Genomic DNA, 24,557 nt, shown 5'->3' on the forward strand with positions numbered 1-24,557 from the left:
CAGATCCGCCTCCGCATTTTTCATCATCGCCACCATGGTATTATTCATATAGACGATATTGAGGTCAGGGTCGGCTAACATCACATTGGCCTGACAGTTATCCAACGCATTGCGGATGCGCATGTTTTCATTGGCCGAAAGGCGAATGCTTTCGACACCGCGGGCCATATCACCAATCTCATCTGATTGTTCCAGGCAAGGGATGGCAACCCGTGTATCCCCACCGGAAAGCAAGCGGATCGCCTCTACAAAGCTATCGATCGGCTTGGAAATACCTTTAGTGACAATGATCGAGAATCCAATACCAATTGCCAAAGCAATCACACCGAGAACCACCATAACTGTCAGGGCCGTCGATTCGTGTGCTTCAACCGAAAGGAGCGCATTTTCCGTAAAGTCTCCAATCTTCACTAGCAGGGCGGTCAGTTCATTATTAAGCGCTAACTGCTCTTCTTCGATATCTGCTTCCAGACGCTCCGCTTCTGAGAACAGTCCTCTGGAAATCAAATTGAAAACCTCGTCCACATGCTCTTCATATTTCTGATGATTGGCCTTAACCCCTTCCATCCGATTAAGGATATCTGTCAGTTCCGCTTTGGCCTTATCACTGCCGGCCGACACCACCGCGTCATTCAGCATTCCTTGCAGTTCGATAATTTCCTGATCCGCCTTCGTGGACAGTTCAGAAAAACGTTTTTCTGCATTTTCAAATTTTTCCCGGGCCTGACTGCTGCCTCCGCTAGCCATCCGCAGTGCCCGTTCATACTCGATGGCTTGTTCCAGTTGATGGGTTGTCAGCTGCGTCAGCTTTTCCGTGATCGGAATATCTTTATGCGCGACCTCTTTCAGCTCATTCCCAATCTGGATCATAAAGACTGACGCTGCGATTGCCGTGATGACAAGCAGGGCGAGGTTCACGCCGGTAAGGACACCAAGCTTGGCGCCGATTTTAAGGTTATTTAAAGCACTTAGCATAGGTTCGTCCCCCAGTTATCCTGGTCCTCTATTAAAATCTCAGTTGTCCGCGCTCTGGGCCGCGGCAAAGCCGTCATTCAATTCCTGGCTTCTAAACAGGCGCTCCACATCCAGCAGCGCCACCATACGATCCTTCACATTGACCAACCCGGTTAGATACTGGTCATCAATACGCCGATCCATTTTCGGAACTGCCCGGATTTCAGACGATGTAATCGACAAAATGTCGGACACCGTATCCACAAGGATGCCGATCATCCGGTCGCCGACCGCTACAATGATGATCACATGAAGCGGGGTAACCTCGGTAAAGCGGCCCGAGAACCGGCATCGTAAATCGAAGATCGGTACAATCAGGCCACGTAGGTTCAAAACACCCCGCATATATTCCGGGGTGTTCGGCAGCTGCGTTGTGTCCGACCAGCCCTTGATTTCGCGAACGGCCATGATATCGACGCCATATTCCTCCTTGCCGATGGTGAAGGTCACAAACTGCGCCATTTCACCCGACAGATCCGTCGGTTCCAGCGCGCCTTCCCCCCCCTTGGCAATTCCTTGTTCCGGCTGCTGGGGTGCCAGCGCCGTATTGCTCGCTTCAGACATCATACCTGCTCCGTTGTCATCACTGAGGCATCTTCAAGCTCTAGGGGCGGCAAATTCCGCGCCTCGGTCCCCATACTGTATAGCCCGTCCAAATCCAGGATCAGCGCCACACGCCCATTGCCCAGGATCGTCGCCGCAGAGACGCCGGCAACCGGGTCATAATTGGTTTCCAGGGATTTGATCACCACCTGCTGCTGGCCCAGCAATTCATCAACCATGATCCCCACATGCTGACCGCCTTCCACCTCGACCAAAACCACCAAGCCTTTACAGGGATCGGTGATATCGGTTTTCAGGCCAAAGACCCTGTGCAGATGGACAATGGGAATATAATCGCCCCGCACCGACACCACTTGCGCGCCCGTGGAGAGATGTTTCAACGAATCCCGGGTCGGGCGGATGCTTTCCACAATCGAGGTCAGCGGAATGACGAATTTCTCGGTGCCCACCGCCGTGATCATGCCGTCAAGAACCGCCAGGGTCAGCGGCAGTGACATGGTGAAGCGCGATCCCTGCCCCGGCTGTGAGGTAACCGAAATCCTACCGCCCAAATTAGTGACATTACGCCGGACCACATCCATGCCGACCCCGCGACCAGACAGATCTGTAACCGCCTCGGCCGTCGAGAAACCGGGCATGAAGATCAATTCGTCAATCTGTTCCGGCGTCAGATTGGTATCCGCCTGGATGACACCGTTTTCAACGGCCTTGGCATAGACCCGGTCGCGGTTGATACCGCGCCCGTCATCCGCCACATCAATCAGAATGCGCCCGCTTCTATGTTCGGCGGAAAGATGGATTTTGGCCCGTTCCGGCTTATCGGTTTGTGCACGCTCAGAAGGGGTTTCAATGCCATGGTCCAGTGAATTGCGGATCATATGGGTCAGCGGATCGGCCAGCAGTTCGATGACGGTCTTGTCCACTTCGGTATTCTCACCGCTGGTCACCAGATCCACCTTCTTGCCAAGCTTGGTGGAGACCTCGCGTACCAAACGGGGCATGCGGGCAAAAACGGATTTCACCGGCTGCATCCGGATCGCCATGACACTTTCCTGCAGCTCTCTGGTATGCATGCCGAGATCTTCAAAACCGCGGGCCATGATCTGGCTGAATTCCGCCGGCAGGTCCGCGGATTGCTGGTGCAGCATGGCTTGGGTGATTACCAGCTCACCCACCATGTTCACCAGACGATCGACCCGTTCCAGATCCACCCGGATCGAAGAGATTTTAGCCGATGCGGTGGCGGCGCCCCCGGCGGGTGCCGCTGCAGCTGCAGTTGCCGGAGCCTGGGCCGGTTTCGCCTTTTCAGGGACGCCAGCGGGCTTGTCCGGGACAGCGGCCGGTGCCTGAGCAACGCTTTCATCGGACGCCTCATCAGAGACCGGGGCGTCACTGATTTCCTGTTCAACATCATCCGCTTTCAAAAGGGTGACGGTGATCTCGCAATCATCTTCGACAAACTCAAAGACCTCACGAATATCCGCCTCCCCCTTTTCGGTGGTCAGGACAAATCGCCAGGAAAGATAAATCTCATCCGGCTTCAATTTATCCAGGGTCGGCAGCTTGGAGAGATCGATCTCGGTCTCCAACTCACCCAGGCTGGATAATTCCCGGATCAGCAGCAACGGTTCATTGGCATATTGCAGAAGATGAACATCCGGCTTCAACAGCACTTCAAACTGTTTCAGCCCGCTTTCCGCACCGTCATCCCCCTCCGGTTCGTCATCACCGCCATGGTCTTCATCATCGCCATCTTCGGATGGGGTGACGCCGGAAAGCGCCTCCAGTTCAACCGCAATATCCGCCCAGGCTTCTTCTGGCAGGTCATGGCCCTCGCGGGCGGCATTGACCAGATTGTTCAAAACATCCGTGGCCGAGAGCATCAGGCTCACCACCTCGTCGGTGACGGCCACATGGCCTTCGCGCATCAGATCCAGAAGCGTTTCATAAATATGGGCAAAATTGACAAGCTGGGTAAAATTAAAGGCGCCGCCGCCGCCCTTAACGGAATGCACCGCGCGAAAGATCGCGTGCAGATCTTCCACATCCACATTGCCGATGCTTTGCTGAACGTTATTCAGGCGTGTTTCCGCGTCGGCCAAAAGCTCGACGCATTCTTCGAAATAGGTGATCTTGAATTGTTCAAGATCGAAATCACCCGCATCAGACAAAATAATGCCTCCTGCAACTGGATTTATTTCACGACCTACATTCCACCCATCCCAATTGAAGAATTTACTTTTGTGCCCTGTTCATTAATCATCCGGCCCCTGAATTCCGGACATCATCTCGGTCAGTGACAGACTTTGGCCACGACCTGTAGCAGTTTTTCCGGACTGAACGGTTTCACGATCCAGCCGGTCGCGCCGGCTTCCCGGCCTTCGTTCTTTTTCGCCCCGTCCGCTTCTGTGGTCAGCACCAGAATCGGTGTGGACCGATAGGACGGGTTGGACCGCAAATTCCGGATCAAGGTCAGGCCGTCCATATTCGGCATATTCACATCGGTGATGATCAGATCGACCGCACCGCCGCCCAGGACCGAAATTGCGTGCTGCCCGTCATGCGCCTCGATGACTTCGTGACCGGCATTTCTCAAGGTGAAGGAAACCATGTCCCGCATGGTTTTAGAGTCATCCACGGCAAGTACTCGCAAGCCCATTACTTCGCACTCCATTTTTCCAGCATTTCAGCAAGTCCAAGATCTTCAAGGCCCTTACGGACCGCTTCGGAAGGATTGGAGAGAGACAGTGTCATCCCTCCGGCTTCGAGGGTTTTCGCTGCAGACAGCATCACCTGCGCACAGCCTGTGGTCAGCCGTTCAACATCTGAGCCATCAAGGTCAAGATTTAGTCCACGTTCGTGAGCGTTAGCGCAGGCGGTCCAGAATTTTTCCGCGGCGGCAAGGTCAAGGACAGCAGGCAGCGCAATACGCGCCAATTCACCATCCTGATGAAGCTCAAAACCCTCTTCCAACTTAACTCCCCCCTATTTTTCGAAACACCCAAGCCGACCAACAGGGAAATACTCGCTAAGTAAACAACGTGACCCGTTAACAAGAGGTTAAGTTCTTTTGGAAATAGTATTTCAGCCAATAGATTGAAATCTAATGGTTATAAAGACTTCTCCAATTAGTGGCATAACATTCAACCGACTCATGGCATACATGTTCAAACCAAACTCAATAGCATTCTCAGGTAGATTGACTGCGTTCTTTTTCTAGTATTTTCGAGTGCCCCATCTTGCGTTCGATCGATGGCAGCCAGAGGGCTTTCATCAGATCCCTGGCTTCCTGGCGGGCCGCCAGCTGTGACATGGTCAAGGGGGTTTCCAGCGCAGTTTCTTCCGCAAGGTCCAAAACCGTCAGGCCGTTCAAGAACAATTCTCGGAAAATGACCCGTTCGGTAATTCCTGGGACAATCCTGAACCCCATTTGGGCAGACAGATCCTCAAGATGCCGTGCCATATTCCGATTATTCTTCGATCGCAATGTCGGGATTCGGTTGCGCAGGATGATCCAGTCCATACCCGATTTTAATTGCTGAAACCGTTTTTTCCGCTGAGCCATGACCAGGTTGGCATAACTGCTGGGGCGCGCTTCCCCGATGGAACCATTTTTGAGCCGCACCAGCAGATCCAGATCCAGGAAACTGTCATTCACGGGGGTGACCAGGGTGTCGGCCATGCCATGGCCCACCCGGGACAGGAGATTATCCGCGCCCGGGGTATCTATGACGATGAAATCAAATTGGCCACGCAACAGGTCAATTTGATCCCGCAGGCGTTTTTCCAACTCTTGCCGACGCTGTTTCCGATCATCCAGCGCCACCGGCTCCATTAGGATATGGGTCGGCATGGGCAACCAGACCCCATGCTTTTCCAACTCCCGACTCCGGTTTTCCAGATAATGGGTCAGGCTTTGCTGGCGGGCATCAAGATCAATACTGGCAACGCGGAAACCCAGCCGCAGAAGACCGACAATCAAATGCATCGCGGCCGTGGACTTTCCCGAACCGCCTTTTTGATTGCCGAACAGGATGATATGCGCCTGCTTCCCCAAGGGATGCTCGCCCCCCGAAATCAATGGCTTCCGGGGGAGAGCATAGAGGGATTCGCCGAGCGCGCAAAACCCTGTTTATCAGCCTTTCTTATTCTTCGCAGCGGCAAAGGCCGCCGCCAGGGCCCCGGCCCCTTGTGATCCACCGCCAAAACCGCCGCTGCCCCCCTTGTTGGAGGCACCGCCCGACCGGGGCGGCTTGCCGCCACGCCCCTTGCCGCCGGATTTCTGCCCCGGTTTCCCCTGGTTGGGGCGGTCCTGACCGGAACGGGATTGCGCCCCGCCAGCCTGTTCCGCCTTATCTCCCATGCGCATGGAAAGACCGATCCTTTTACGGGCAACATCCACTTCCAATACCTTGACCTTGACCACATCGCCCGGTTTCACCACCTCGCGCGGGTCCTTGACGAACCGGTCCGCCAATGCTGACACATGCACCAAACCGTCCTGATGCACGCCCACATCCACAAAGGCACCGAAATTGGCCACATTGGTCACAACCCCTTCCAGGACCATATCCGGCTTAAGATCGGTGATTTTCTCAACGCCATCCTTAAAGGTGGCGGTCTTGAATTCCGGACGCGGGTCGCGACCGGGCTTTTCCAATTCGGCCAGAATGTCACGCACGGTCGGCTCACCAAAATGCTCATCGGTGAATTGGGCCGGTTTCAGGCCGCGAAGGACCTTCACATCGCCGATCAACTGTTCAATATTTTCGTTGGCCGCTGTCAGGATCCGCTGGACCACCGGATAGGCTTCCGGGTGAACCGCCGATCGGTCCAATGGGTTGCTGCCGCCATTGACGCGCAGGAAGCCCGCGCATTGCTCGAACACTTTCGGCCCCAGGCGCGGCACGTTCTTCAAGGCCTCGCGATCCGGGAAGGCACCATTCTGGTCCCGATAGCTGACGATCGCCTCTGCCAGGCCGGGCCCTACCCCGGAAACCCGCGCCAGCAGGGGGGCGGAGGCCATATTGAGATCGACGCCGACTCCGTTCACACAATCTTCCACCACAGCATCGAGCGCCTTGCCCAGTTTGAAAGCTGAGATATCATGCTGATACTGGCCGACCCCGATGGATTTCGGGTCAATTTTGACCAGTTCCGCCAACGGGTCCTGCAAACGCCGCCCGATGGAAGCCGCCCCGCGCAGGGAGACATCCACATTCGGCAGCTCCTTTGAGGCATATTCCGAGGCCGAATAAACGGAAGCGCCCGCCTCTGAAACCATAATCTTGGTCAGCTTCAACTCTGGATGTTTCGCGATCACTTCCGCCGCCAATTGATCGGTTTCGCGCGAGGCCGTGCCGTTGCCGATCGCGATCAGTTCCGCCTTGTGGCGCAGGGCCAGCGCCGCAATGGCCGCGACCGATTGATCCCATTGGTTCTGCGGCTGATGCGGATAGATCGTATGTGTGTCCACCAATTTGCCCGTGGCATCCACCACCGCCACCTTGACCCCGGTTCGGAACCCCGGATCCAGCGCCAGGGTCGGGCGGCTTCCCGCCGGGGCCGCCAGCAGCAGATCACGCAGGTTTTCGGCAAAGACCTTGATCGCCTCATCTTCGGCATCTTCCCAAAGCCTGCGCATCAGCTCCATTTCGATGAACAAAGACAGTTTAACCCGCCATGCCCATCGCGCCGTATCCGCCAGCCATTTATCCGACGCGCGCCCTTCATCCCTGATGCCGAAATGATGGGCAACTTTCAATTCGCAAGGATGCGGCGTGGTGCGGTCTTCCGCATCGCCGACCACCAGACTTGCCTGCAGCACTTCTTCCTTGCGGCCACGGAAGATCGCCAGCGCCCGGTGGGATGGCACCTTTTTCAGCGGTTCGGAATAATCAAAATAGTCGGCGAATTTTGCGCCATCCTGTTCCTTGCCCTCGATAACCTTGGAAACCAGCCTGGCTTCTTCCCAGACATAGTCGCGCAAGGCCCCGACCAGGGCCGCATCCTCGGCAAAACGTTCCACCAGGATCTGGCGCGCACCATCCAGGGCCGCTTTGATATCCTCGACTCCCTTTTCCACATCCACGAATGCCGCTGCCTCTTTTTCCGGATCTTTCGTCGGATCACCAAACAGCATGTCGGCCAGCGGCTCCAAACCTGCCTCACGGGCAATCTGGGCTTTGGTTCGGCGTTTCGGTTTGTAAGGAAGATAGAGATCCTCCAGTCGTGCCTTGGTATCCGCCGACATGATCTTAACCATCAGATCATCGGTCATCTTGCCCTGTTCATCGATGCTTTTGACAATGGCTTCGCGCCGTTCTTCCATCTCACGAAGATAGGTCAGGCGGGTCTCCAAGGTGCGCAACTGCGCGTCGTCCAGGCCGCCGGTCACTTCTTTACGATAGCGTGCGATAAACGGTACCGTCGCGCCTCCGTCCAACAGTTCGATGGCCGATTTAATCTGGCTTTCCTGGGCATTGATTTCCGCAGCGATCTTTCCGGGGATGGCGGCAACGGTCATGGGCATGGGTACTTTCTTGTGATTGTCTTGCTTATCAATTGTCTCTAAATCCTAGCCGAAAAGTTGGACGTGATTCTCACGCCTCGGGCAAGCATTCCGGCTTGCTAAAAATGCCCGCTCACACCATCCTGCGCAACCATGTTTGAACTGCCGATCGATCCTCTGCTGCCGGACATCACCAAGTCCCTGGAAAGCAATGCCAACCTGGTTTTGCAAGCACCTCCCGGTGCCGGAAAGACCACCCGTGTCCCTCTGGCGCTGCTGGCGGCCTCCTGGCGGGGAAATGGCACTATCCTGATGTTGGAACCAAGACGCCTGGCGGCTCGCGCCGCCGCAATCCGCATGGCGCAAACGCTGGGTGAGCCGGTCGGCAAAACCGTTGGTTACCGCATCCAGCTGGATAACAAAGTCAGCACGGATACCCGGATCGAAGTGGTCACTGAAGGTATCCTGACCAGACGTTTGCAGCAGGACCCGGAACTGGACGGCGTCGCCGCGGTCATTTTTGACGAGTTTCACGAACGCAGCTTGCAGGCGGATCTGGGTCTGGCGTTATGTCTGGATGCCCAGGAAGGGTTGCGCGAGGATCTGCGCCTGATTGTCATGTCGGCAACGCTTGATGGCAAACCGGTGGCGGAACTGATGGGCAATGCCCCCATCCTGACCAGTGAAGGCCGGGCTTTTCCGGTCGAAACCCGGTATCTGGGCAAGCCCCCGGCCGCACGGTTCGGCGACAGTTTCACCCCGGCCATGACCGAGGCCATCAAACAGGCGCTGCGCGAAGAGACCGGCAGCATTCTCTGTTTCCTGCCCGGCGAAGGCGAAATTCGCCGCCTTCAGGGCCGGCTGGAAAGTGCCTCGCTTGGCAATGATATCGTCATTGCCCCGCTGTTTGGCGCGCTGTCCCAAAAAGAACAGGACTTGGCGATCGCGCCATGCTCCACCGGCAAACGCAAAGTGGTGCTGGCAACCTCCATCGCCGAAACCAGCCTGACCATCGAGGGTATCCGCATCGTCATTGATGGCGGCCTCTCACGCCAGCCCCGCTTCGATCCGCAAAGCGGCATGGGCAAGTTGGTGACAGAACCGGTGTCGCTTGCCGCCGCCTCCCAGCGTGCGGGCCGTGCGGGCCGCCTGGAACCCGGCATTTGTTATCGCCTCTGGAACAAAGCCGGTGAAGGCGCAATGCGAAAATTCACACCGCCGGAGATATTGGATGCGGATCTGGCCCCCCTGGCGCTGGATTTGGCTAATTGGGGTGTTCTGGATGCCAACAGCCTGAAATGGCTGACGCCACCTCCAGAAGTTCCTATGCAACAGGGGCGCGCGCTGCTGCAATGGCTTGGCGCGCTGGATCACGAATTCAGGATCACCGCCCATGGGAAAGCCATAGCCAAAAAACCGATGCATCCGCGCTTTGCCCATATGATCGTGCGGGGCGATGAAATGGGCCTGGGCAGGCAGGCCTGCCAGGTCGCGGCCCTGCTGGGCGAACGGGACATTGTTTTGCGCGATGGCGCGCAGAGCGCTCCGGTCGATATGGCCCCCAGGCTGCAATCGCTGACACCGGCAGGGGGGCCGCTGAAGATCCACAAGGGCGCGCTCAGCCGGGTAAAAACCCTCTCCAAACAATGGGAAAAGCGCCTGGATTTAAAAATTCCGGAAACCGACCTGGACGATCAGGAGGCCCCCGGCGCGCTTATCGCGCTTGCCTATCCGGACCGGGTCGCGGAGCGGCGGCCGGGCAAACAGGCGCGCTATCGGATGAGCAACGGCAAGGGGGCCACCCTGCCCATCGATGATTCGTTGCAGGATGCCCCCTTCCTGGCCATTGCCTCTGTAACCGGGGCTGGCCGTGACGCCCAGATCCGCTTGGCCGCCCGTCTGGAAGCCGATCTGATTGAAAGATTGTTTTCTGACCAGTTGGAAACGGGAGAGACCGCTGCCTGGGACAGCCGGACCAAATCAGTGCAGGCCAGACTGCAGAAGAAGTTCCATGCGGTTGTGCTGGCCGATGCTCCCGCCAAAACCATCCCGCCCGAGAAAATTACCGAAGGGCTGGTTCAGGGCATCCGGGAGACCGGCCTGCAGTGCCTGCCCTGGTCTGTTGAGGCCACGAGCCTGCGTGACAGGATCGCCTGCCTGCGGCTATTGGATGGAGAGTCATCATATTGGCCGGACCTTTCCGACGACATACTGGCCGATACAATGGAAGACTGGCTTTTGCCCTATCTGGCGGGCAAAAGCAGGCTGGAACATTTACAGGATTTGGATCTGGTGCAGATCCTGAAATCGGGTCTGGACTGGGAAAAGCAGCAGGAGATGGACCGCCTCGCCCCCAGCCATTGGACCGTGCCGAGCGGCTCTTCTATCCGGCTCGATTACAGCAATCCGGAGGCCCCCGTTCTACCGGTCAAATTGCAGGAAATGTTTGGTGCCATCGAGACGCCGACCATTGCCGACGGTCGCCTGGCCCTTACCATTCATCTGCTATCGCCTGCCGGGCGGCCGCTGCAGGTCACACAGGACCTGCCCGCCTTCTGGGAAAACGGCTATAAACATGTGAAAGCTGAAATGAAGGGACGCTATCCGAAGCATCCCTGGCCCGATAACCCCTTGACGGCAGAACCGTCCCGGCACACTAAGAAGCGCATGGGTCAATAATCAACAATCATTTGGGTGGGGGAATTCCGTTGAGCATCCTCGATATCGCGTCCCTGTTGATCGTCCTGGCGGCGATTGCGGGTTTCATTAATCATCGTTTCATTCATCTGCCCCATACCATCGGCTTGGTGATCATTGCCATGGTCTCGTCCCTTGGCGTGCTGGGGCTGAATTTTGCGGCGCCCGGCCTTGGGATCGGTGAAGCGGTCACCGGCCTGCTGGCGCAGATCGATTTCAACGAAGCCCTGATGAAGGGCATGCTGAGTTTCCTTCTGTTTGCCGGGGCCATGCATGTGGATCTGGATAAGCTGGCGGATAAGAAATGGGCGGTCGGGCTGATGGCAACCATGGGGGTCATCACCTCCACCTTCCTGATCGGCACGGCCATGTGGTGGATTTTAAACGCACTCGGCCAGCCCATCCCCTATTTATATGCCCTGCTGCTTGGTTCCCTGATCAGCCCGACAGATCCGGTCGCGGTGCTCTCGATCCTGAAGACCGTTTCCATTCCAAAGTCACTGGAAATCAAGATTGCCGGAGAATCTCTCTTCAATGACGGTGTCGGTGTGGTGGTCTTCCTGGTGATCCTGGCCCTGGCCACGGGCGCCGGCGGCCATGGCGGTGAGATGGGACCGACAGAGGTTGCCAAACTGTTTGCCCTGGAAGCCTTCGGCGGCGCGGCATTGGGCCTGATTGCCGGTTATATCGCCTATCTGGCATTAAGCGCGCTCGACGAATTTTCCCTGGAAGTGCTGATCACCCTGGCCCTGGTCATGGGATCCTATGCGCTGGCCTACCATCTCCATGTCAGCGGTCCGATCGCCGTCGTGGTCGCAGGCCTGCTGATCGGTAACAAGGGGATGAAAAACGCCATGAGCGAAAATACCCGCGATCATGTGGAGAAATTCTGGATCCTGCTGGACGAGATCTTTAATTCCGTGCTGTTCCTGTTGATCGGCATGGAGGTGTTGGTGGTCGGTTTCGGCACCGATCATATGCTGGCCGGCCTGATCGCCATTCCGGTGGTACTGGCCGCCCGCATGATCGCGGTTTCCATTCCCATCCGCGGGCTGGGCCTGATGGGGCGTCAATTCACCAAGGGGGCAGTGCCGGTCTTAACCTGGGGCGGTCTTCGGGGCGGCATTTCAGTCGCGCTGGCGCTCTCCCTCCCGGAAAGTGACTATAAGCCGGTGATCCTGACCATCACCTATATCGTTGTGGTTTTCTCAATCATTGTGCAGGGGCTCAGTATCAAGCATGTGATCGCCCGTTTCGTGAAGGATTGATTTCCCCTGAATGCGAGAACCGGACCTGTAAACCAGGTCCGGTCATGCAATCTCTTTCGAGAGAGAGGGGAGTATAAGAGCGGGTTCCGGGAGGGGAGTAGAACCCGTTTACTAGGGTATCTTCCGCTATGAAAAGACCAGGCGTTTTTTCCCATCTTCAACAGAAATAATCATTCATCCCAAAGATCACTCGAAGCCTAACATTAGACTTTCACGATTTATCAAGATTTTCCCGCCATGATGCCTTCTTAGGGACGGTGACATGAGTGCTTGAGGAACGGACCAAAACCGGAAATCAAGTTTCAGGAGGGAAATAATGGGAAAGCTCAGCACCCTTATTACCTTAGTAACATCATTCCTATTCATGTCCGGCGCAGTATCGGCGCAATCACCCGCGCCCATCCTTATCGGCCTGGATGCCGACATGAGTTCAGGCTCCGCTCAATCCGGAGAAGCGATCCGGCGCGGCATCGTCCTGGCCATTGAAGACATCAATGCAACAGGCGGCGTCCTGGACAGGCCTGTCAAGCTTGTGGTGAGGGATCATCGCGGCAATCCGGCACGCGGCAATGACAATCTGCTGGAACTGGCGGACATGCCGGACATGGTGGCAGTATTCAGTGGCATCCATACGCCTGTCGTGCTCAAAGAACTGAAGACCATTCACGAAAAGAAGCTTTTGTTCCTGGTGCCCTGGGCCGCAGGAACGCCCATCATCGACAATGACTATCAGCCGAATTTCGTCTTCCGCGTTTCCGTCAGGGATCAATATGCCGGGGCCTTCCTGGTCGATCATGCCATGTCGCGCGGGTTTAAAAAACTGGGCCTGCTGTTCGAACAGACCGGTTGGGGGCGCTCGAACGAGCGCGCCGTTTCAACCGCTCTGACGGACAAAAATACGGACTATGCCGGCATTGAATGGTTCAGTTGGGGAATAACGGACCTGAGCCCCCATATTGAAAGACTGCGTCAGAAAGGCGCCGACGCCATCCTGTTGGTCGCCAATCCGAAGGAAGGGGGGGTTGCCGTGCACAGCATGGCGGCATTGGACCAGGAAAGTTCCCTGCCAATCATTTCCCATTGGGGCATCAGTGGCGGCAACTTTTTCCAGAACAATCAAGAGGCCTTGTCCAGGATCGATTTCCAATTCCTGCAAACCTTTTCCTTCTTTGACCCACCGGATAATGAAATGGCGGATCGCCTTTGGCAGGCCTATCAAAACCATTTCCCGGAAACACGCACCATCGGCGATGTTCCCTCCCCGGTTGGCACCGCACACGCATATGACCTCATGAAATTGCTGGCTGTTGCTATCCGGCAGGCCGGAACCACGGATCGAGCAAGCATCAGGGATGCCATGGAAAACTTGCCGGCCGTCGGCGGGGTAATGAAACATTATGATCCACCTTTCACCCCCGCAAAACACGATGCCCTTGGGCCGGACAGCTTTATCATGGCCCGATATGACGACAACGGCAGCATCATCCCCGCAGGTGTCAAGCCGTGATCAGATTGCTCAAACATCTGTTTCTCCCGGATCGCGGTTCTCTTTTTTCGATCCTGCTGAAACGGACCATGCCGGTCTCACTGCTGGCGTTGGGTCTTGCCGGCTATATTATTTTGGAACGCGCCGACAATACCCGCCTGAAAAAAGTGGACGCAGAACTGGAGGAACTGGATGTTTTTGGCTCCGCCCTTTTGGAAACGAGGCTCAACAGCATCATCGACCAGGCACGGAACTTGTCAGAGAGTTCGTTAATCATCAACGGGCTGATCGACCATGAGGGCCGTGATTTCTACATGCCGCCGTTTTTCCGTTCGCTGAAAATCGCCTCACCGGCCGATGTAGAGGTCAGCCTCACCGATTACAAAGGGCGGATCCTCTATCAGAATAGCGGTCAGGCCGAACCGATGCTGCCGACAAATGAATGGCTGGAAACGGTAGTGGACGAAGGCACCCCGTATTTTGCAACCGACCCAAGCCAGCTTTTCATGGCGTTTCCGGTCCATTATGCCGGATTACCGGAAGGGGCACTGATCGCCCGTATCGGGCATTCGCAAATGGAAAACCTGTTCCGGCTCAATCTGGCCGGTGCCGATTCCTATGTTTCAATCCCGGGTTCATTCTTGATGGCAGGGTCCGGCCGATATCAGCGCTGGAACAGCGACACACCACCAAGCCTGGATAGTAGCGCATTCTTCAGCCGCAGAACCGCCCTTTCCGAGCATTTCGACCTCGCGCTTACCATCACTTTGCCCCGGGAGGCGGGGATTGCTGAATTGAAATGGGTTTATGATTTCCTGATTGCTGCCCTGGTAATTGCTGTGATCACCTCCATCGCCTCCATCATCCTGTCGGCAACATTGGCGGGCAAGCAACTGGCACCACTGATCCGCTCAATCGAAAGCATCCAAAGCATGCAGGACACCCGGATCAGAATGCCCGCCACAGGTGCCGATGAAATCCGACAGGTCGGCAAACGGCTCAACCGCATGCTCGACAAGCTTCACAGAACATCAACCTCCCGGGATTATCTGGACAGTATCTTTTCCGGCATATTGGACGGTATCATCACCATCGACCTGGACGGCACGATCGAAACCGTCAATCAAGCCTCGCTCCAGTTGTTCGGGTATGAAGAGGCGGAGTTGATTGGCAAGGATGTTTCGATCCTCTTGCCCAAAGACGAACGTTCCGCCCATAAAAAATATGTCCGGCAATCAGAATTATACGGAACCCGCATCATCAGCCGCAGCCGTAATCTGAAAGGATTGCGCAAAGATCAAACCACTTTTGATCTGGAATTGATGGTCACGCCTTTAGGACAGGAAAAACCGCGAGGGTTTGTCGGGGTCTGCCGGGATATCACCGATCGTCTCAAAGCGGCCCAACGTCTGGCCGACAGTGAAGTGAGATACCGCAGCATTCTTGAGTCCGCATCGGATGGATATCTCTATCTGGATCCGGCGCTGGGCATCATTGTCGATACCAATGATGCGCTTTTGCACATGTGTGGTTATCAAAAAGATGATGTTGTCGGACGGTCACCATCATTTTTGTTCACGCGCGACAGTCACTCGACCTTGGCAAATCACGGCGGTGAGAATATCAACGGTCAGCCCAAACCGATCGAGATTTCCCTAAAATGCAAGGATGGGTCCATCCGGCATGTCCGGTATAACCTGAACAGCGCACAGGACAATCACGGAAAAATTCTTGCACAATTTGCCATTCTGACCGACCTCACCCACGAAGTGCAGCTGCGCCAAACCCTCGAGCTGGCCCGGCAGGAAGCAGAGAATATCGCCCGCATGAAATCCGATTTCCTCGCCAATATGAGTCATGAAATCAGAACACCGATGAACGGCGTCATCGGGATGCTGGAACTGCTGGCAGACACGCGCCTGACCAAAACGCAAAAGAACTATATCGAAACCGCCCTGAAATCCGCCGATATGCAGCTAAGCGTGATCAACGACATCCTGGATTATTCCAAGATTGAGGCCGGTAAGCTGTCTTTAGAAGAAACCGAATTCAACTTGCGCGAGCTATTTAAAGACGTCATCACCCTCCATCGCGCCAGTGCCGAGACCAAAGAGCTTGTCCTGACCTGCCAACTGCCGGAAGACCTGCCGGAACGCTACATGGGGGATCCGACCCGATTGCGCCAGGTCGTGGTTAATCTGGTTGGCAACGCCATCAAATTCACCGATCAGGGGTCGGTCACCATCACTTGCCGGGAGAAACAACATCGACCAGATCGATCCACGCTCGAGATCCGCGTCATTGATACCGGCATCGGCATTGAAGCAGAAAAGATCGACCAGCTCTTCCAGCCATTCAGCCAAGCTGACAGTTCGACCACACGCAAATTTGGCGGCACCGGGTTAGGCTTGATGATTTCAAAAAGCATCCTTGATGCGATGCAGGGAACCATCGGGGTCGAGAGCACTCTTGGCCAGGGAACAGAGTTTTGGCTGGAACTGCAACTGCCGCTCGCAACGGGCGAACAGACGCCTCCCCCTGTCAGCGTATCCGCTGTGATGGACCAATCGGCAGGCCCGCTTCGTTTGGATGACTGCCGCATCCTGCTGGTCGAGGATACGCTGATCAATCAGAAGGTCGCCCATGGCATTTTGAAAACATATGGTTGTTCAATAGACTTGGCCGAAGATGGCTTGCAAGCCGTCGACCAGTATAAAAATCAGGACTATGACCTGGTGCTAATGGATGTTCAAATGCCGAAGCTAGACGGTTTCGGGGCAACAAAACGCATTCGCCAATTTGAAAAAGAAGTCGGTAAAGCAAGGGTGCCGATCGTGGCACTGACCGCCCATGCCCTGAAAAGCGACCGGGAATTGTCCCTGCAAAACGACATGGACGATCATCTGGCCAAACCTTTTCGCAAAGAGGATCTGGAGCTTATCCTGCGGCAATGGCTGAAGAATGGCGTTTCCACTGACACCAGCCCCATTGAAGCCACCGACGAGGAAGGTCAGCCGGACGCCATCTCGCTCGATCTCTCTGTATTGCAGCAGCTACAGGTTAATCTCGATCACAATACGGCAATGTTGGGCGAAATTATCCTGGAGTTTGAGAAGATGCTGCCGGATCTGTGCACGAATATGTATGACGCGATCAAAAGCGACGATAAGGCCGGCCGCATCCGATCCGCGCACAGCCTGAAAGCCTGTGCCGCCTCGCTTGGTGCTATGGGCATATCAGAAACCGCGCGCCGGATAGAACAGGCCGATGAAATTGCATCCCAACAGGATCTGATCGCCCAGGTCCAGGAGATTGAGACCGAGTTCCAGGCAATAAAACCCCGGTTGAATGAATTTCTGGAACAGCAATCCTCTTAGCCATGACTGGCGGATGACACAAAAAAGGGCGGTGAATTTAATCCACCGCCCCTTAATGCACTAGGCCTTGCTGGCCTTACTTTTCATCCAAAACCCCGCGGCGGATCTGGTCCAGCTCAATGGATTCGAAGAGCGCCTTGAAGTTGCCTTCCCCAAAACCCTCATTGCCCTTGCGCTGGATGATTTCAAAGAAGATCGGCCCGATCACCGTGTCGGTGAAGATCTGCAGCAACAGGCCCTGGCCGTCGGTCGGCGCGCCATCCACCAGGATGCGGTTCTTGCGCAGGCGGTCCAGGTCCTCGCCATGGTTCGGGACACGGGTATCCACTTTCTCATAATAGGTGTCCGGTGTGTCCATGAAGGAGATATTGCCCTGACGCAGCTTTTCCACCGTTTCATAAATATCGTCGGTGCCAAGGGCGATATGCTGAACGCCTTCACCTTTATATTCATTCAGATATTCAACGATCTGACTCTTGTCGTCAGAGGATTCGTTGATGGGAATGCGGATTTTTCCGCAGGGGCTGGTCATCGCCTTGGATTTCAGGCCGGTCAATTTGCCCTCAATGTCGAAATAGCGGATTTCTTTGAAATTGAAGAATTTCTCATAATATTCCGCCCATTCATCCATGTTGCCCTTGAAAACATTATGGGTGAGATGGTCGATATAGGTGAGGCCAGCCCCCTTCGGCTTGCTGTCAACGCCTTCGATCGCTTTGAAATCCACATCATAAATGCTGCTGTCGCCATAACGGTCGACCAGATAAACCGACGCCCCGCCGATCCCTTCGATGGCCGGGATGTTCAGCTCCATCGGCCCCGCTCCGCTTTCAACCGGTTTCGCACCCAGTTCAACCGCGCGCTTCATGGCAAAGGTCGCATCCTTAACCCTAAAGGCGATCGCGCAGACGCAGGGGCCGTGATCCGCGGAGAACCGATCGGCATGGCTGTTAGGTTCATCATTGAGGATAAAATTGATATCGCCCTGGCGGTACAGCGTGACCTTCTTGCTGCGATGGCGGGCAACGGCGATGAAACCGAGGCTTTCAAACAAAGCCGCCAGTTTTTCCGGTTCCGGAGAAGAATATTCAACAAATTCAAACCCGTCGGTAGCCATCGGGTTTTCCCAGAGATCATTGCCGTCAAATTCGGTTTTCGTCGCCAGCGCGGTCATGGTCCTACTTCCTGTCATAGGGTTACAAGATTTTTCCACCAAACCCTTATCATTCGGTGTTTCCTGTATTCTAATGAAGTATCAGCGCATAATCCTTGCGAAGATGCCCCTCATGAACAATAATCATGCATGATTATTGCAACATGACCGGACAAATTGAGAAATTCATGTTCACAACCACATTGGAGCCGCAGGATCTCCGTCTTTTAAACGCCTTGCAGGAAAATGCGCGCGCCACCAATGTGGAGCTTTCGGAAGCGGTCAACCTATCGCCCTCGCAATGCTATCGGCGGCTCAAAAGACTTGAGGAAAAAGGCTATATCAAACGCTATGCCGCCCAGCTCAGCCGCCGGGCGGTCGGCCTGGATGTGATGGCCTTTGTCAGTGTTACTTTGGAAAAACATGGCGAAGATCCCGCGCGGGCCTTCAACAGCGCGGTCCAGCGCTTTCCAGAGATCCTGGAATGCTGGGCAGTATCAGGTGAATCTGATTATCTGTTGCGGGTGGTCTCCACGGACCTGCGCACTTTTTCAAATTTCCTGATGCGCGATCTTCTGGGCCTGCCGATGGTATCCGGGGTCAAATCAACCATCCTGCTGGAAGAGGAAAAAAGCACCACCGCCTATCCATTGGGGCATTTGGCGGGTAAGCGCTGAGCGCATGGCAAGCGGCGTTAGCCGCCCTTGACATGGCTCCCGGTGCCATCACCAGCAGGCTTCCAGCGGCGCGACCGGTTAACCACCATTTTCCGGTCCACTGCCTCCATCAAATCAAAGCCCGATAATTCCGCATAGCGGAATAGCAGGATGAGAATATCCGCCGCTTCCAACGCGGCTTCTTCATCCTGCCCGGCTCTGGCCGCTTCCAGCAGTTCATCCATCTCCAATTCGGCCCGTTCCAGCAATCTGACCGGATCGGCCGCCGGGCCGAATGTTTCCTCGCCCCAGGCGGCAAGGCTGGCCTGGTTTTCCATACGGTTGCTCATGCCCCTTGTCCCACCTCCACAGCCTGATGATGGGCAGCAATGGACTGAGCTTCGATGAAGACCCGGCGAATCTGGGGATGCTTTTCCTTGATTGCTGTCTCCATCCGGGAAACGGCTTCTTCCACATCATCCGCTGTGGCATCACTGGAAAAATCCAGGCTCATGGTCATGAGGATATCTTCCGGCCCCAGATGCATGGATAGCGCCTCATTGACATCCGTCACCTGCGGATGACTGAGCACCAATGTCCTAACGCTTTCCACCATCGACATATCAGCCGATTCACCAATCAAGAGGCCCTTGGTTTCAATCGCGAGGATAATCGCCGCCACAGTCAACACCACCCCGATCCCGATCGAAGCCATGCCATCCAGGACCGGCATATTCAAAACCTGGCCCAGGAAGATGCCCGTGAAAGCCACCATCAGGCCGATCATGGCCGCGCTGTCTTCCAACAGAACCGCCATCACAGCAGGATCCTTCGTCTTGCGGATAGCTTCAAACATGCCCCGGTCACCACGTGCCCGGTTGAACTCCTTAAACGCCACCCACCAGGCAAAGCCTTCAATCACAAAAGCAACCGCAAGGACGATATAGTTGACGGTCGGATCATGAACAGCAACCGGATGCAGAACCTTTTCCACCCCTTCATAGAAGGAAACACCGGCCCCGACCGCAAAGATCAGAATCGCCACCACAAAGGACCAAAAATAAAGCTCCATGGAATAACCAAAGGGATGGCGTTTATCCGCGGGCCTTGCCGCCCGTCCCATACCATAGAGCAGCAAAGCCTGGTTGCCGGTATCCACCAGGGAATGGATTCCTTCCGAAAACATAGCGGCAGAGCCGGTAAAGGCTGACGCCACGAATTTTGCCACTGCGATCAGGAAATTTGCCGTAATCCCGGCAAGGATCACTTTTTTAGAACCGCTGGCCACCCCTTACACTCCCCCATAATTTGTTCCGGCAGATGGTTTTCATCTGCCCGAACGTTAGAGGGCAAAGACTGGTCAGACAACCTGGAATCCGCGCGCATAGGGATCCCGGTCATCAATGAAGATGGTGTTATAGCCAGTAACCCGCGCCCAGCCGCGGATTGATGGGATAATCGCCGGCATGCCCGACAGTTCGGTCACGGCCTCAACCCGGCCATGGAACTGGCTGCCTATGATGCTTTCATGGACAAAGTCATCACCTTCCTTCAACTTGCCCTTGGCCGCCAGTTGCGCCATACGGGCCGAGGTTCCAGTCCCGCAAGGAGAACGGTCGATGGCCTTGTCCCCATAGAAAACAGCATTGCGGGCGTGTGATCCCTCGGTTTTTGGCTCACCGGTCCATTGAATATGCGACAGGCCGCGGATGGTGGGATTTTCGGGGTGAACAAATTCATAGGCGTCATTCATCGCCGCGCGCAGTTTGAGGGACATGCGGATCAGGTCTCCGGCGGCGAAATCATCCATGTCGCGGAAATTTTCCTGTGGTTCGACAATGCAATAAAAATTTCCGCCATAAGCCACATCAACCGACAGCCGTCCCAATTCCGGACAATCGATCTCCAGCCCTTCCGCATCCAGATATGACGCCACATTACGGATCCGCACCCATTCAACAAAACCGTCCTGCATCTCATATTCGGCGACAACTTTGCCCGCCGGCGTATCCAGGTTCAAAACACCAGGTGTCCCCGGCTGCACCAGATCATTTTCCAGCGCGATCGTTACCGTGCCGATGGTGCCATGGCCACACATAGGCAAGCATCCGCTGGTTTCGATAAAGAGGATTCCGACATCACAATCTTCACGGGTTGGCGGATAGAGGATGGAGCCCGACATCATATCGTGGCCGCGGGGTTCGAACATCAACCCGGTCCGGATCCAGTCATATTCGCGCAGGAAATGCTGTCGGCGCTCGCTCATGCTGTCGCCTGTCAGGTCCGGCCCGCCCTCGCGCACCACCCGGACCGGGTTGCCGCATGTATGACCGTCAATGCAATCGAAACGATGGGAATTCATTCTACTCTTTCCTTCACTGAAGAATAACAAATCACAAATGGTGCCAGATCGCTATCGGCGGCCATGGGCCAGTTTCAGGGATTCCGGCATAGCCCTCAGCCGCGCCATGGCCACAACACCGATGACTGGCCCTATCACCAGGGGCATAAAGGCAAATGACCATCCCACCCAAGCCACCAGTGGCGGGATCATATGGATGGTGATGATGGTCAGCAAAAAACCGATACAGGTCTGGATGGTCACCATGGTTCCAGTCAAAGTGGGATCGGATAACTCAATGACGCTGGCTGAGAATTGTGCTGAATCCGCCACAATGCTGATCCCCCAGACAAGGCAAAGTGACACCAAAAGCCAGGGGCTGGCACCAAACAGGAAGCCGGCGGCCAACGCACAGCTGCCGCTGATGGAGAGCGCCCCGATCGTCAGGGTTGTCCGGCCCATCCGATCCGCGAAATATCCCCCGTAAAGGCTGCCCAGCGCCCCGGCTGCGATGATTGCAAAGCTGGCAATGCGCGCCCAGAAAGCCGCCTCCGGTCCGCCGGGGTTGAGCGCAAAGCTTGCTTGAAGAAACACCCCGATCCAGGCCCACATGGCATAAAGCTCCCACATATGGCCGAAATACCCCAGATTGGCATAACGCAAAGGCCGGTTTTTCCAGGCATCAAACATGTGGGTCAGCTTGAAGGGCGGGGTGCGGCCCATATTCGGGCCCAAGGCAAAGGCAGCGATCAACAGGGCCCCGGTTCCAGCAGCGACGGAAGCGGCCGCAATAGTCAATCGCCAGTCAAGCCCGCCAAAGGCATCGATCATATGCGGTGCCGCCGAACCGAAGGTCAAGGCCGCTACCAGGATGCCGACCAAAAGCCCCATATCCGCCTTGGCCCATGATGACGCCATCTTCATACCCACTGGATAGATACCGGCCATGCAGATTCCGACCAGGAACCGCAATAAAGGTAACAGGATCGACGTCGGATCGACCATCAGGATCAGGCTGTTGGCCGCCGCCGCCACGAAGGTCGAAACGGCAAAAAACCATTTCAAATTCAGCCGGTCCGCCAGCCCCAACATAGCGCTGAGTATGGTGCCCACTACGAAACCCACATTCACACTGCTGCTGATCAGGGAGGCTTGCAGATCGGTCAGCGCAAATTCAGCTCGGAGGGCCGGAATGGTTGCCGACGAGGAAAACCATAGGGTCATTGCCAGAACCTCGCACAGGACGAGTATGGAGATAGACCGCCATTTCAAGGACATGAACAAGACTCCATCAAGGCTCACGGGAGCATATATTTTAGACACATATGCCATGAGGGTGCACGAAGTCCGCCATTAAATCAGTCGCCAATTCACTCTGATGCAGATTTATCCGTTGTAAGGCCGCATCTTTGGCAACTTTCAGAAAATTTCTACTAATATATCTACAATATACTAATTCGCAAAACAAGCTTGATGATGCAGGCAAACCTACTTCTTCATGACGCTTCCGGTTTGACACAGAAATGATTCGACTCGTTTCCGGAAATATTGTACCTACTAGTATGTACATTTCCCCCTTCAATCATCAGAGATCCCATCATGCAGCTGTTATGCTCCCCCTCCTCGCCCTATGTCCGAAAAGCCCGGATTGTCCGATTGGAAAAGAAACTCACCCCTGACATTTCCGAAACCATGGTTGTTGCCATGGAAAGCCCACCCCAACTGCTGGACGCCAACCCGCTTTCCAAAATTCCGGCGTTGGTTCGCCCCGGCCTTCCCCCTTTATTCGACAGCCCCGTCATTTGCGAATATCTGGACAGCCTCCCCTCACCGGTCCCGGCCCTGCTGGTGGAAAAGGGCGAAGCCCGCTGGCAGGCACTACGATTGCAGGCCATGGCCGACGGTGCCATAGACGCCTGTTTTAACATGGTCACGGAACGCCGCCGGGATGAAGAAAAGCGATCCCCCCTTTGGCAGGACCGTTGGATGAATGCCGTGATGCGGTCCCTGGACCGGATGGAACAGGAATGCGGCACCTGGCAGACGGATCTTGATCTCGGCCAAATCGCAACCGGTTGCCTTCTGGGCTATCTCGGTTTCCGCTTTGAGAGCCTCGACTGGCGGGCAAACCGGCCTCATCTGGCGAAAAAGTTTGACGAATGGATGGCCAGACCTTCCTTTAGAGAAACTATCCCCTTTGACCCCACCTGATCCTTGTGGAGCCAATATGTCGAAAAAAGAGGCCCTGATCGACGCCACCAAACAGCTGTTATGGGAAAAAGGCTATGAAGCCACCAGTCCCCGTGACATCCAGGCATTAAGCGCCACCGGTCAGGGCAGCTTTTATCATCATTTCGACGGCAAAAAGGATCTGGCCATTGCCGCGCTCGAAGAAATCAGCCGTGAAATGCTCGATATCATGCGCGACAATCTGGCGGCAAAGGGGCCGGCACAGCAACGCTTGGAATCCTATCTTTGCAAGCCGCGGGAAAGCCTGAAAGGCTGCCGGGTCGGGCGGCTTGCCAATGAAATCTCCATGCAAGACCCTCAACTTGGCCAGCCGATGCGTGCCTATTTCGAAGAACTGACTGAGCTACTGAAGCATGCAATCCGCGAAGCACAGGAAGATGGCAGCCTTCCGGCCCATCTCGATGCCGGGGACCTGGCCACGACCCTCCTGGCTGTGGTCCAAGGCGGCTTCGTTCTCTCCAGGGCACAAGACCGCACGGACATTCATCAGTCCATCGCCCGCAGCATGATCAATCTGCTTTTCGGCGGAGAGGCCCGCTAAAGACCCTCAAATCACCTTGCGTGCCGCCGCTTCCAGATAATCCATGAGTTTATCTGAAGCATCCGCCGCCTTCTCCGGCTCACCATCGGCCACTGCCAACATGATCTGGGTGTGAAGATCAGCCGCGATGGAAAGCTCTGCCTCACCCTGGTGATAATACCAGAAACGTCGCGACAGGCTTTGCAACGGCTGGCAGGATTGCGAAGCAAAAGGATTTCGGGCTGCCTGCCCCAGGATCCGGTCAAACTCCTTGTCCTGGCGCATGAATTCGTCAATGTCCCCCTGATCTGCAGCGGTGCGGATTGCCTCGGCACAATCGCGCAGTTGCTCGCGCTCCTGCTTATCTGCCCGTTTCGCAGCGGAAGCGGCAATCAAGCGTTCCAGAACGCGCCTTGTCTCCAGCACGATGAGATGCTCTGAGGCATGTACCTCACTGACAATCATCGCCCGGCGCGGCTGAATTGTGACCAAACGTTCCGCCGCCAGTTTCTGCAACGCCTCGCGCATGGGAGTGCGCCCGATTTCCAACGCACTGCATAAATCCGGCTCGTTCAGGATACTGCCCGGCCGCAGGCGCAGGGTGATGATTAATTCTTCCAATTCCCGGTAGGCCCGGTCTGCAAGTTTTTCCCGCTGTGCACCGATCTGAATACTCATCGTGTCTCGTCTTTGCCCTGGTGAATTCGTTTATTATGCCCG

General features: G+C 55.5%; 20 protein-coding genes. 7 read left to right on the forward strand and 13 right to left on the reverse strand.

The genetic code is table 11. From position 1 onward, the window contains the following. The 7 genes from DFP90_RS22780 to DFP90_RS04390 all read right to left on the reverse strand — a co-directional run. Nucleotides 1-975: HAMP domain-containing protein (locus DFP90_RS22780; RefSeq protein WP_115935160.1), on the reverse strand; the 975-nt coding region annotated here is incomplete at its 3' end. A 39-nt stretch (nt 976-1,014) separates the two neighbouring features. Then, nucleotides 1,015-1,581, reverse strand: coding sequence for a chemotaxis protein CheW (locus DFP90_RS04365; protein WP_245956957.1), 567 nt, complete (start codon nt 1,579-1,581; stop codon nt 1,015-1,017). Then, nucleotides 1,578-3,749 (reverse strand): chemotaxis protein CheA, encoded by a 2,172-nt coding sequence (locus tag DFP90_RS04370; RefSeq protein WP_115935161.1) that lies wholly within the window; start codon nt 3,747-3,749, stop codon nt 1,578-1,580. Before DFP90_RS04370 ends, DFP90_RS04365 begins: the two co-directional genes overlap by 4 nt. A 122-nt stretch (nt 3,750-3,871) precedes the next feature. Further along, entirely contained in the window at nt 3,872-4,237 is a 366-nt protein-coding gene (locus DFP90_RS04375; protein WP_115935162.1) for a response regulator, read from the reverse strand. Continuing rightward, nucleotides 4,237-4,551, reverse strand: coding sequence for an STAS domain-containing protein (locus DFP90_RS04380; protein ID WP_115935163.1), 315 nt, complete (start codon nt 4,549-4,551; stop codon nt 4,237-4,239). Before DFP90_RS04380 ends, DFP90_RS04375 begins: the two co-directional genes overlap by 1 nt. A 217-nt stretch (nt 4,552-4,768) precedes the next feature. Then, nucleotides 4,769-5,635, reverse strand: coding sequence for a division plane positioning ATPase MipZ (locus DFP90_RS04385; protein WP_218044565.1), 867 nt, complete (start codon nt 5,633-5,635; stop codon nt 4,769-4,771). A 78-nt stretch (nt 5,636-5,713) separates the two neighbouring features. After that, nucleotides 5,714-8,104, reverse strand: coding sequence for a Tex family protein (locus DFP90_RS04390; protein ID WP_115935525.1), 2,391 nt, complete (start codon nt 8,102-8,104; stop codon nt 5,714-5,716). Between the two features lie 138 nt (nt 8,105-8,242). Between DFP90_RS04390 and hrpB the strand changes: the two genes are divergently transcribed. The 4 genes from hrpB to DFP90_RS04410 all read left to right on the forward strand — a co-directional run bounded on the left by hrpB (nt 8,243) and on the right by DFP90_RS04410 (nt 16,917). Then, on the forward strand, nt 8,243-10,768 hold the full coding sequence (gene hrpB / locus DFP90_RS04395; RefSeq protein ID WP_115935165.1) for an ATP-dependent helicase HrpB: 2,526 nt from the start codon (nt 8,243-8,245) through the stop codon (nt 10,766-10,768). 29 nt (nt 10,769-10,797) lie between these two features. Next, entirely contained in the window at nt 10,798-12,054 is a 1,257-nt protein-coding gene (locus DFP90_RS04400) for a cation:proton antiporter (protein WP_115935166.1), read from the forward strand. Between the two features lie 364 nt (nt 12,055-12,418). Next, nucleotides 12,419-13,561, forward strand: a complete 1,143-nt coding sequence (locus DFP90_RS04405) for an ABC transporter substrate-binding protein (protein ID WP_281269688.1) — start codon at nt 12,419-12,421, stop codon at nt 13,559-13,561. Then, nucleotides 13,558-16,917, forward strand: a complete 3,360-nt coding sequence (locus DFP90_RS04410) for a PAS domain S-box protein (protein ID WP_115935168.1) — start codon at nt 13,558-13,560, stop codon at nt 16,915-16,917. The genes DFP90_RS04405 and DFP90_RS04410 overlap by 4 nt, the downstream gene beginning before the upstream one ends. Nucleotides 16,918-16,993: 76 nt before the next feature. On the opposite strand, the gene hppD is transcribed toward DFP90_RS04410, so the two are convergent. Next, the gene (gene hppD, locus DFP90_RS04415) at nt 16,994-18,091 is read right to left on the reverse strand and encodes a 4-hydroxyphenylpyruvate dioxygenase (RefSeq protein WP_115935169.1); all 1,098 of its coding nucleotides are present in this window, start codon (nt 18,089-18,091) and stop codon (nt 16,994-16,996) included. Between the two features lie 143 nt (nt 18,092-18,234). On the opposite strand from hppD, the gene DFP90_RS04420 reads away from it, so the two are divergent. Beyond that, the gene (locus DFP90_RS04420) at nt 18,235-18,747 is read left to right on the forward strand and encodes an Lrp/AsnC family transcriptional regulator (RefSeq protein ID WP_245956958.1); all 513 of its coding nucleotides are present in this window, start codon (nt 18,235-18,237) and stop codon (nt 18,745-18,747) included. Between the two features lie 17 nt (nt 18,748-18,764). Here DFP90_RS04420 and DFP90_RS04425 read toward each other — a convergent pair whose 3' ends face one another. The 4 genes from DFP90_RS04425 to DFP90_RS04440 form a co-directional block, all read right to left on the reverse strand. After that, nucleotides 18,765-19,076 (reverse strand): dATP/dGTP pyrophosphohydrolase domain-containing protein, encoded by a 312-nt coding sequence (locus DFP90_RS04425; RefSeq protein ID WP_115935170.1) that lies wholly within the window; start codon nt 19,074-19,076, stop codon nt 18,765-18,767. Beyond that, nucleotides 19,073-20,014: a cation diffusion facilitator family transporter gene (locus DFP90_RS04430; RefSeq protein ID WP_115935171.1), complete on the reverse strand. Its 942-nt coding sequence runs from the start codon at nt 20,012-20,014 to the stop codon at nt 19,073-19,075. Before DFP90_RS04430 ends, DFP90_RS04425 begins: the two co-directional genes overlap by 4 nt. 72 nt (nt 20,015-20,086) lie before the next feature. Beyond that, entirely contained in the window at nt 20,087-21,088 is a 1,002-nt protein-coding gene (locus tag DFP90_RS04435; protein ID WP_115935172.1) for a 4-hydroxyproline epimerase, read from the reverse strand. A 51-nt stretch (nt 21,089-21,139) separates the two neighbouring features. Continuing rightward, nucleotides 21,140-22,345 (reverse strand): MFS transporter, encoded by a 1,206-nt coding sequence (locus tag DFP90_RS04440; protein ID WP_115935173.1) that lies wholly within the window; start codon nt 22,343-22,345, stop codon nt 21,140-21,142. Between the two features lie 321 nt (nt 22,346-22,666). Here DFP90_RS04440 and DFP90_RS04445 point away from each other — a divergent pair, with 321 nt between their 5' ends. Together DFP90_RS04445 and DFP90_RS04450 are read left to right on the forward strand one after the other, a co-directional pair. Further along, on the forward strand, nt 22,667-23,278 hold the full coding sequence (locus tag DFP90_RS04445; RefSeq protein ID WP_115935174.1) for a glutathione S-transferase N-terminal domain-containing protein: 612 nt from the start codon (nt 22,667-22,669) through the stop codon (nt 23,276-23,278). Nucleotides 23,279-23,294: 16 nt separating this feature from the next. After that, nucleotides 23,295-23,858: a TetR/AcrR family transcriptional regulator gene (locus tag DFP90_RS04450; RefSeq protein ID WP_115935175.1), complete on the forward strand. Its 564-nt coding sequence runs from the start codon at nt 23,295-23,297 to the stop codon at nt 23,856-23,858. Nucleotides 23,859-23,864: 6 nt separating this feature from the next. On the opposite strand, the gene DFP90_RS04455 is transcribed toward DFP90_RS04450, so the two are convergent. Continuing rightward, nucleotides 23,865-24,515: a GntR family transcriptional regulator gene (locus DFP90_RS04455; RefSeq protein ID WP_115935176.1), complete on the reverse strand. Its 651-nt coding sequence runs from the start codon at nt 24,513-24,515 to the stop codon at nt 23,865-23,867. Nucleotides 24,516-24,557 lie beyond the last annotated feature (42 nt).

Origin of the sequence: Aestuariispira insulae, assembly GCF_003385955.1 — a bacterium.
Lineage (GTDB): Bacteria > Pseudomonadota > Alphaproteobacteria > UBA8366 > Aestuariispiraceae > Aestuariispira > Aestuariispira insulae.

Excerpts from the sequence above, each read along its gene's own strand:
- DFP90_RS04365 (WP_245956957.1), bottom strand. The coding sequence starts at position 1,581 with ATGATGTCTGAAGCGAGCAATACGGCGCTGGCACCCCAGCAGCCGGAA.
- DFP90_RS04375 (WP_115935162.1), bottom strand. The coding sequence starts at position 4,237 with ATGGGCTTGCGAGTACTTGCCGTGGATGACTCTAAAACCATGCGGGAC.
- DFP90_RS04390 (WP_115935525.1), bottom strand. The coding sequence starts at position 8,104 with ATGACCGTTGCCGCCATCCCCGGAAAGATCGCTGCGGAAATCAATGCC.
- hrpB (WP_115935165.1), top strand. The coding sequence starts at position 8,243 with ATGTTTGAACTGCCGATCGATCCTCTGCTGCCGGACATCACCAAGTCC.
- DFP90_RS04405 (WP_281269688.1), top strand. The coding sequence starts at position 12,419 with ATGTCCGGCGCAGTATCGGCGCAATCACCCGCGCCCATCCTTATCGGC.
- hppD (WP_115935169.1), bottom strand. The coding sequence starts at position 18,091 with ATGACCGCGCTGGCGACGAAAACCGAATTTGACGGCAATGATCTCTGG.
- DFP90_RS04420 (WP_245956958.1), top strand. The coding sequence starts at position 18,235 with ATGACCGGACAAATTGAGAAATTCATGTTCACAACCACATTGGAGCCG.
- DFP90_RS04425 (WP_115935170.1), bottom strand. The coding sequence starts at position 19,076 with ATGAGCAACCGTATGGAAAACCAGGCCAGCCTTGCCGCCTGGGGCGAG.
- DFP90_RS04435 (WP_115935172.1), bottom strand. The coding sequence starts at position 21,088 with ATGAATTCCCATCGTTTCGATTGCATTGACGGTCATACATGCGGCAAC.
- DFP90_RS04440 (WP_115935173.1), bottom strand. The coding sequence starts at position 22,345 with ATGTCCTTGAAATGGCGGTCTATCTCCATACTCGTCCTGTGCGAGGTT.
- DFP90_RS04445 (WP_115935174.1), top strand. The coding sequence starts at position 22,667 with ATGCAGCTGTTATGCTCCCCCTCCTCGCCCTATGTCCGAAAAGCCCGG.
- DFP90_RS04450 (WP_115935175.1), top strand. The coding sequence starts at position 23,295 with ATGTCGAAAAAAGAGGCCCTGATCGACGCCACCAAACAGCTGTTATGG.
- DFP90_RS04455 (WP_115935176.1), bottom strand. The coding sequence starts at position 24,515 with ATGAGTATTCAGATCGGTGCACAGCGGGAAAAACTTGCAGACCGGGCC.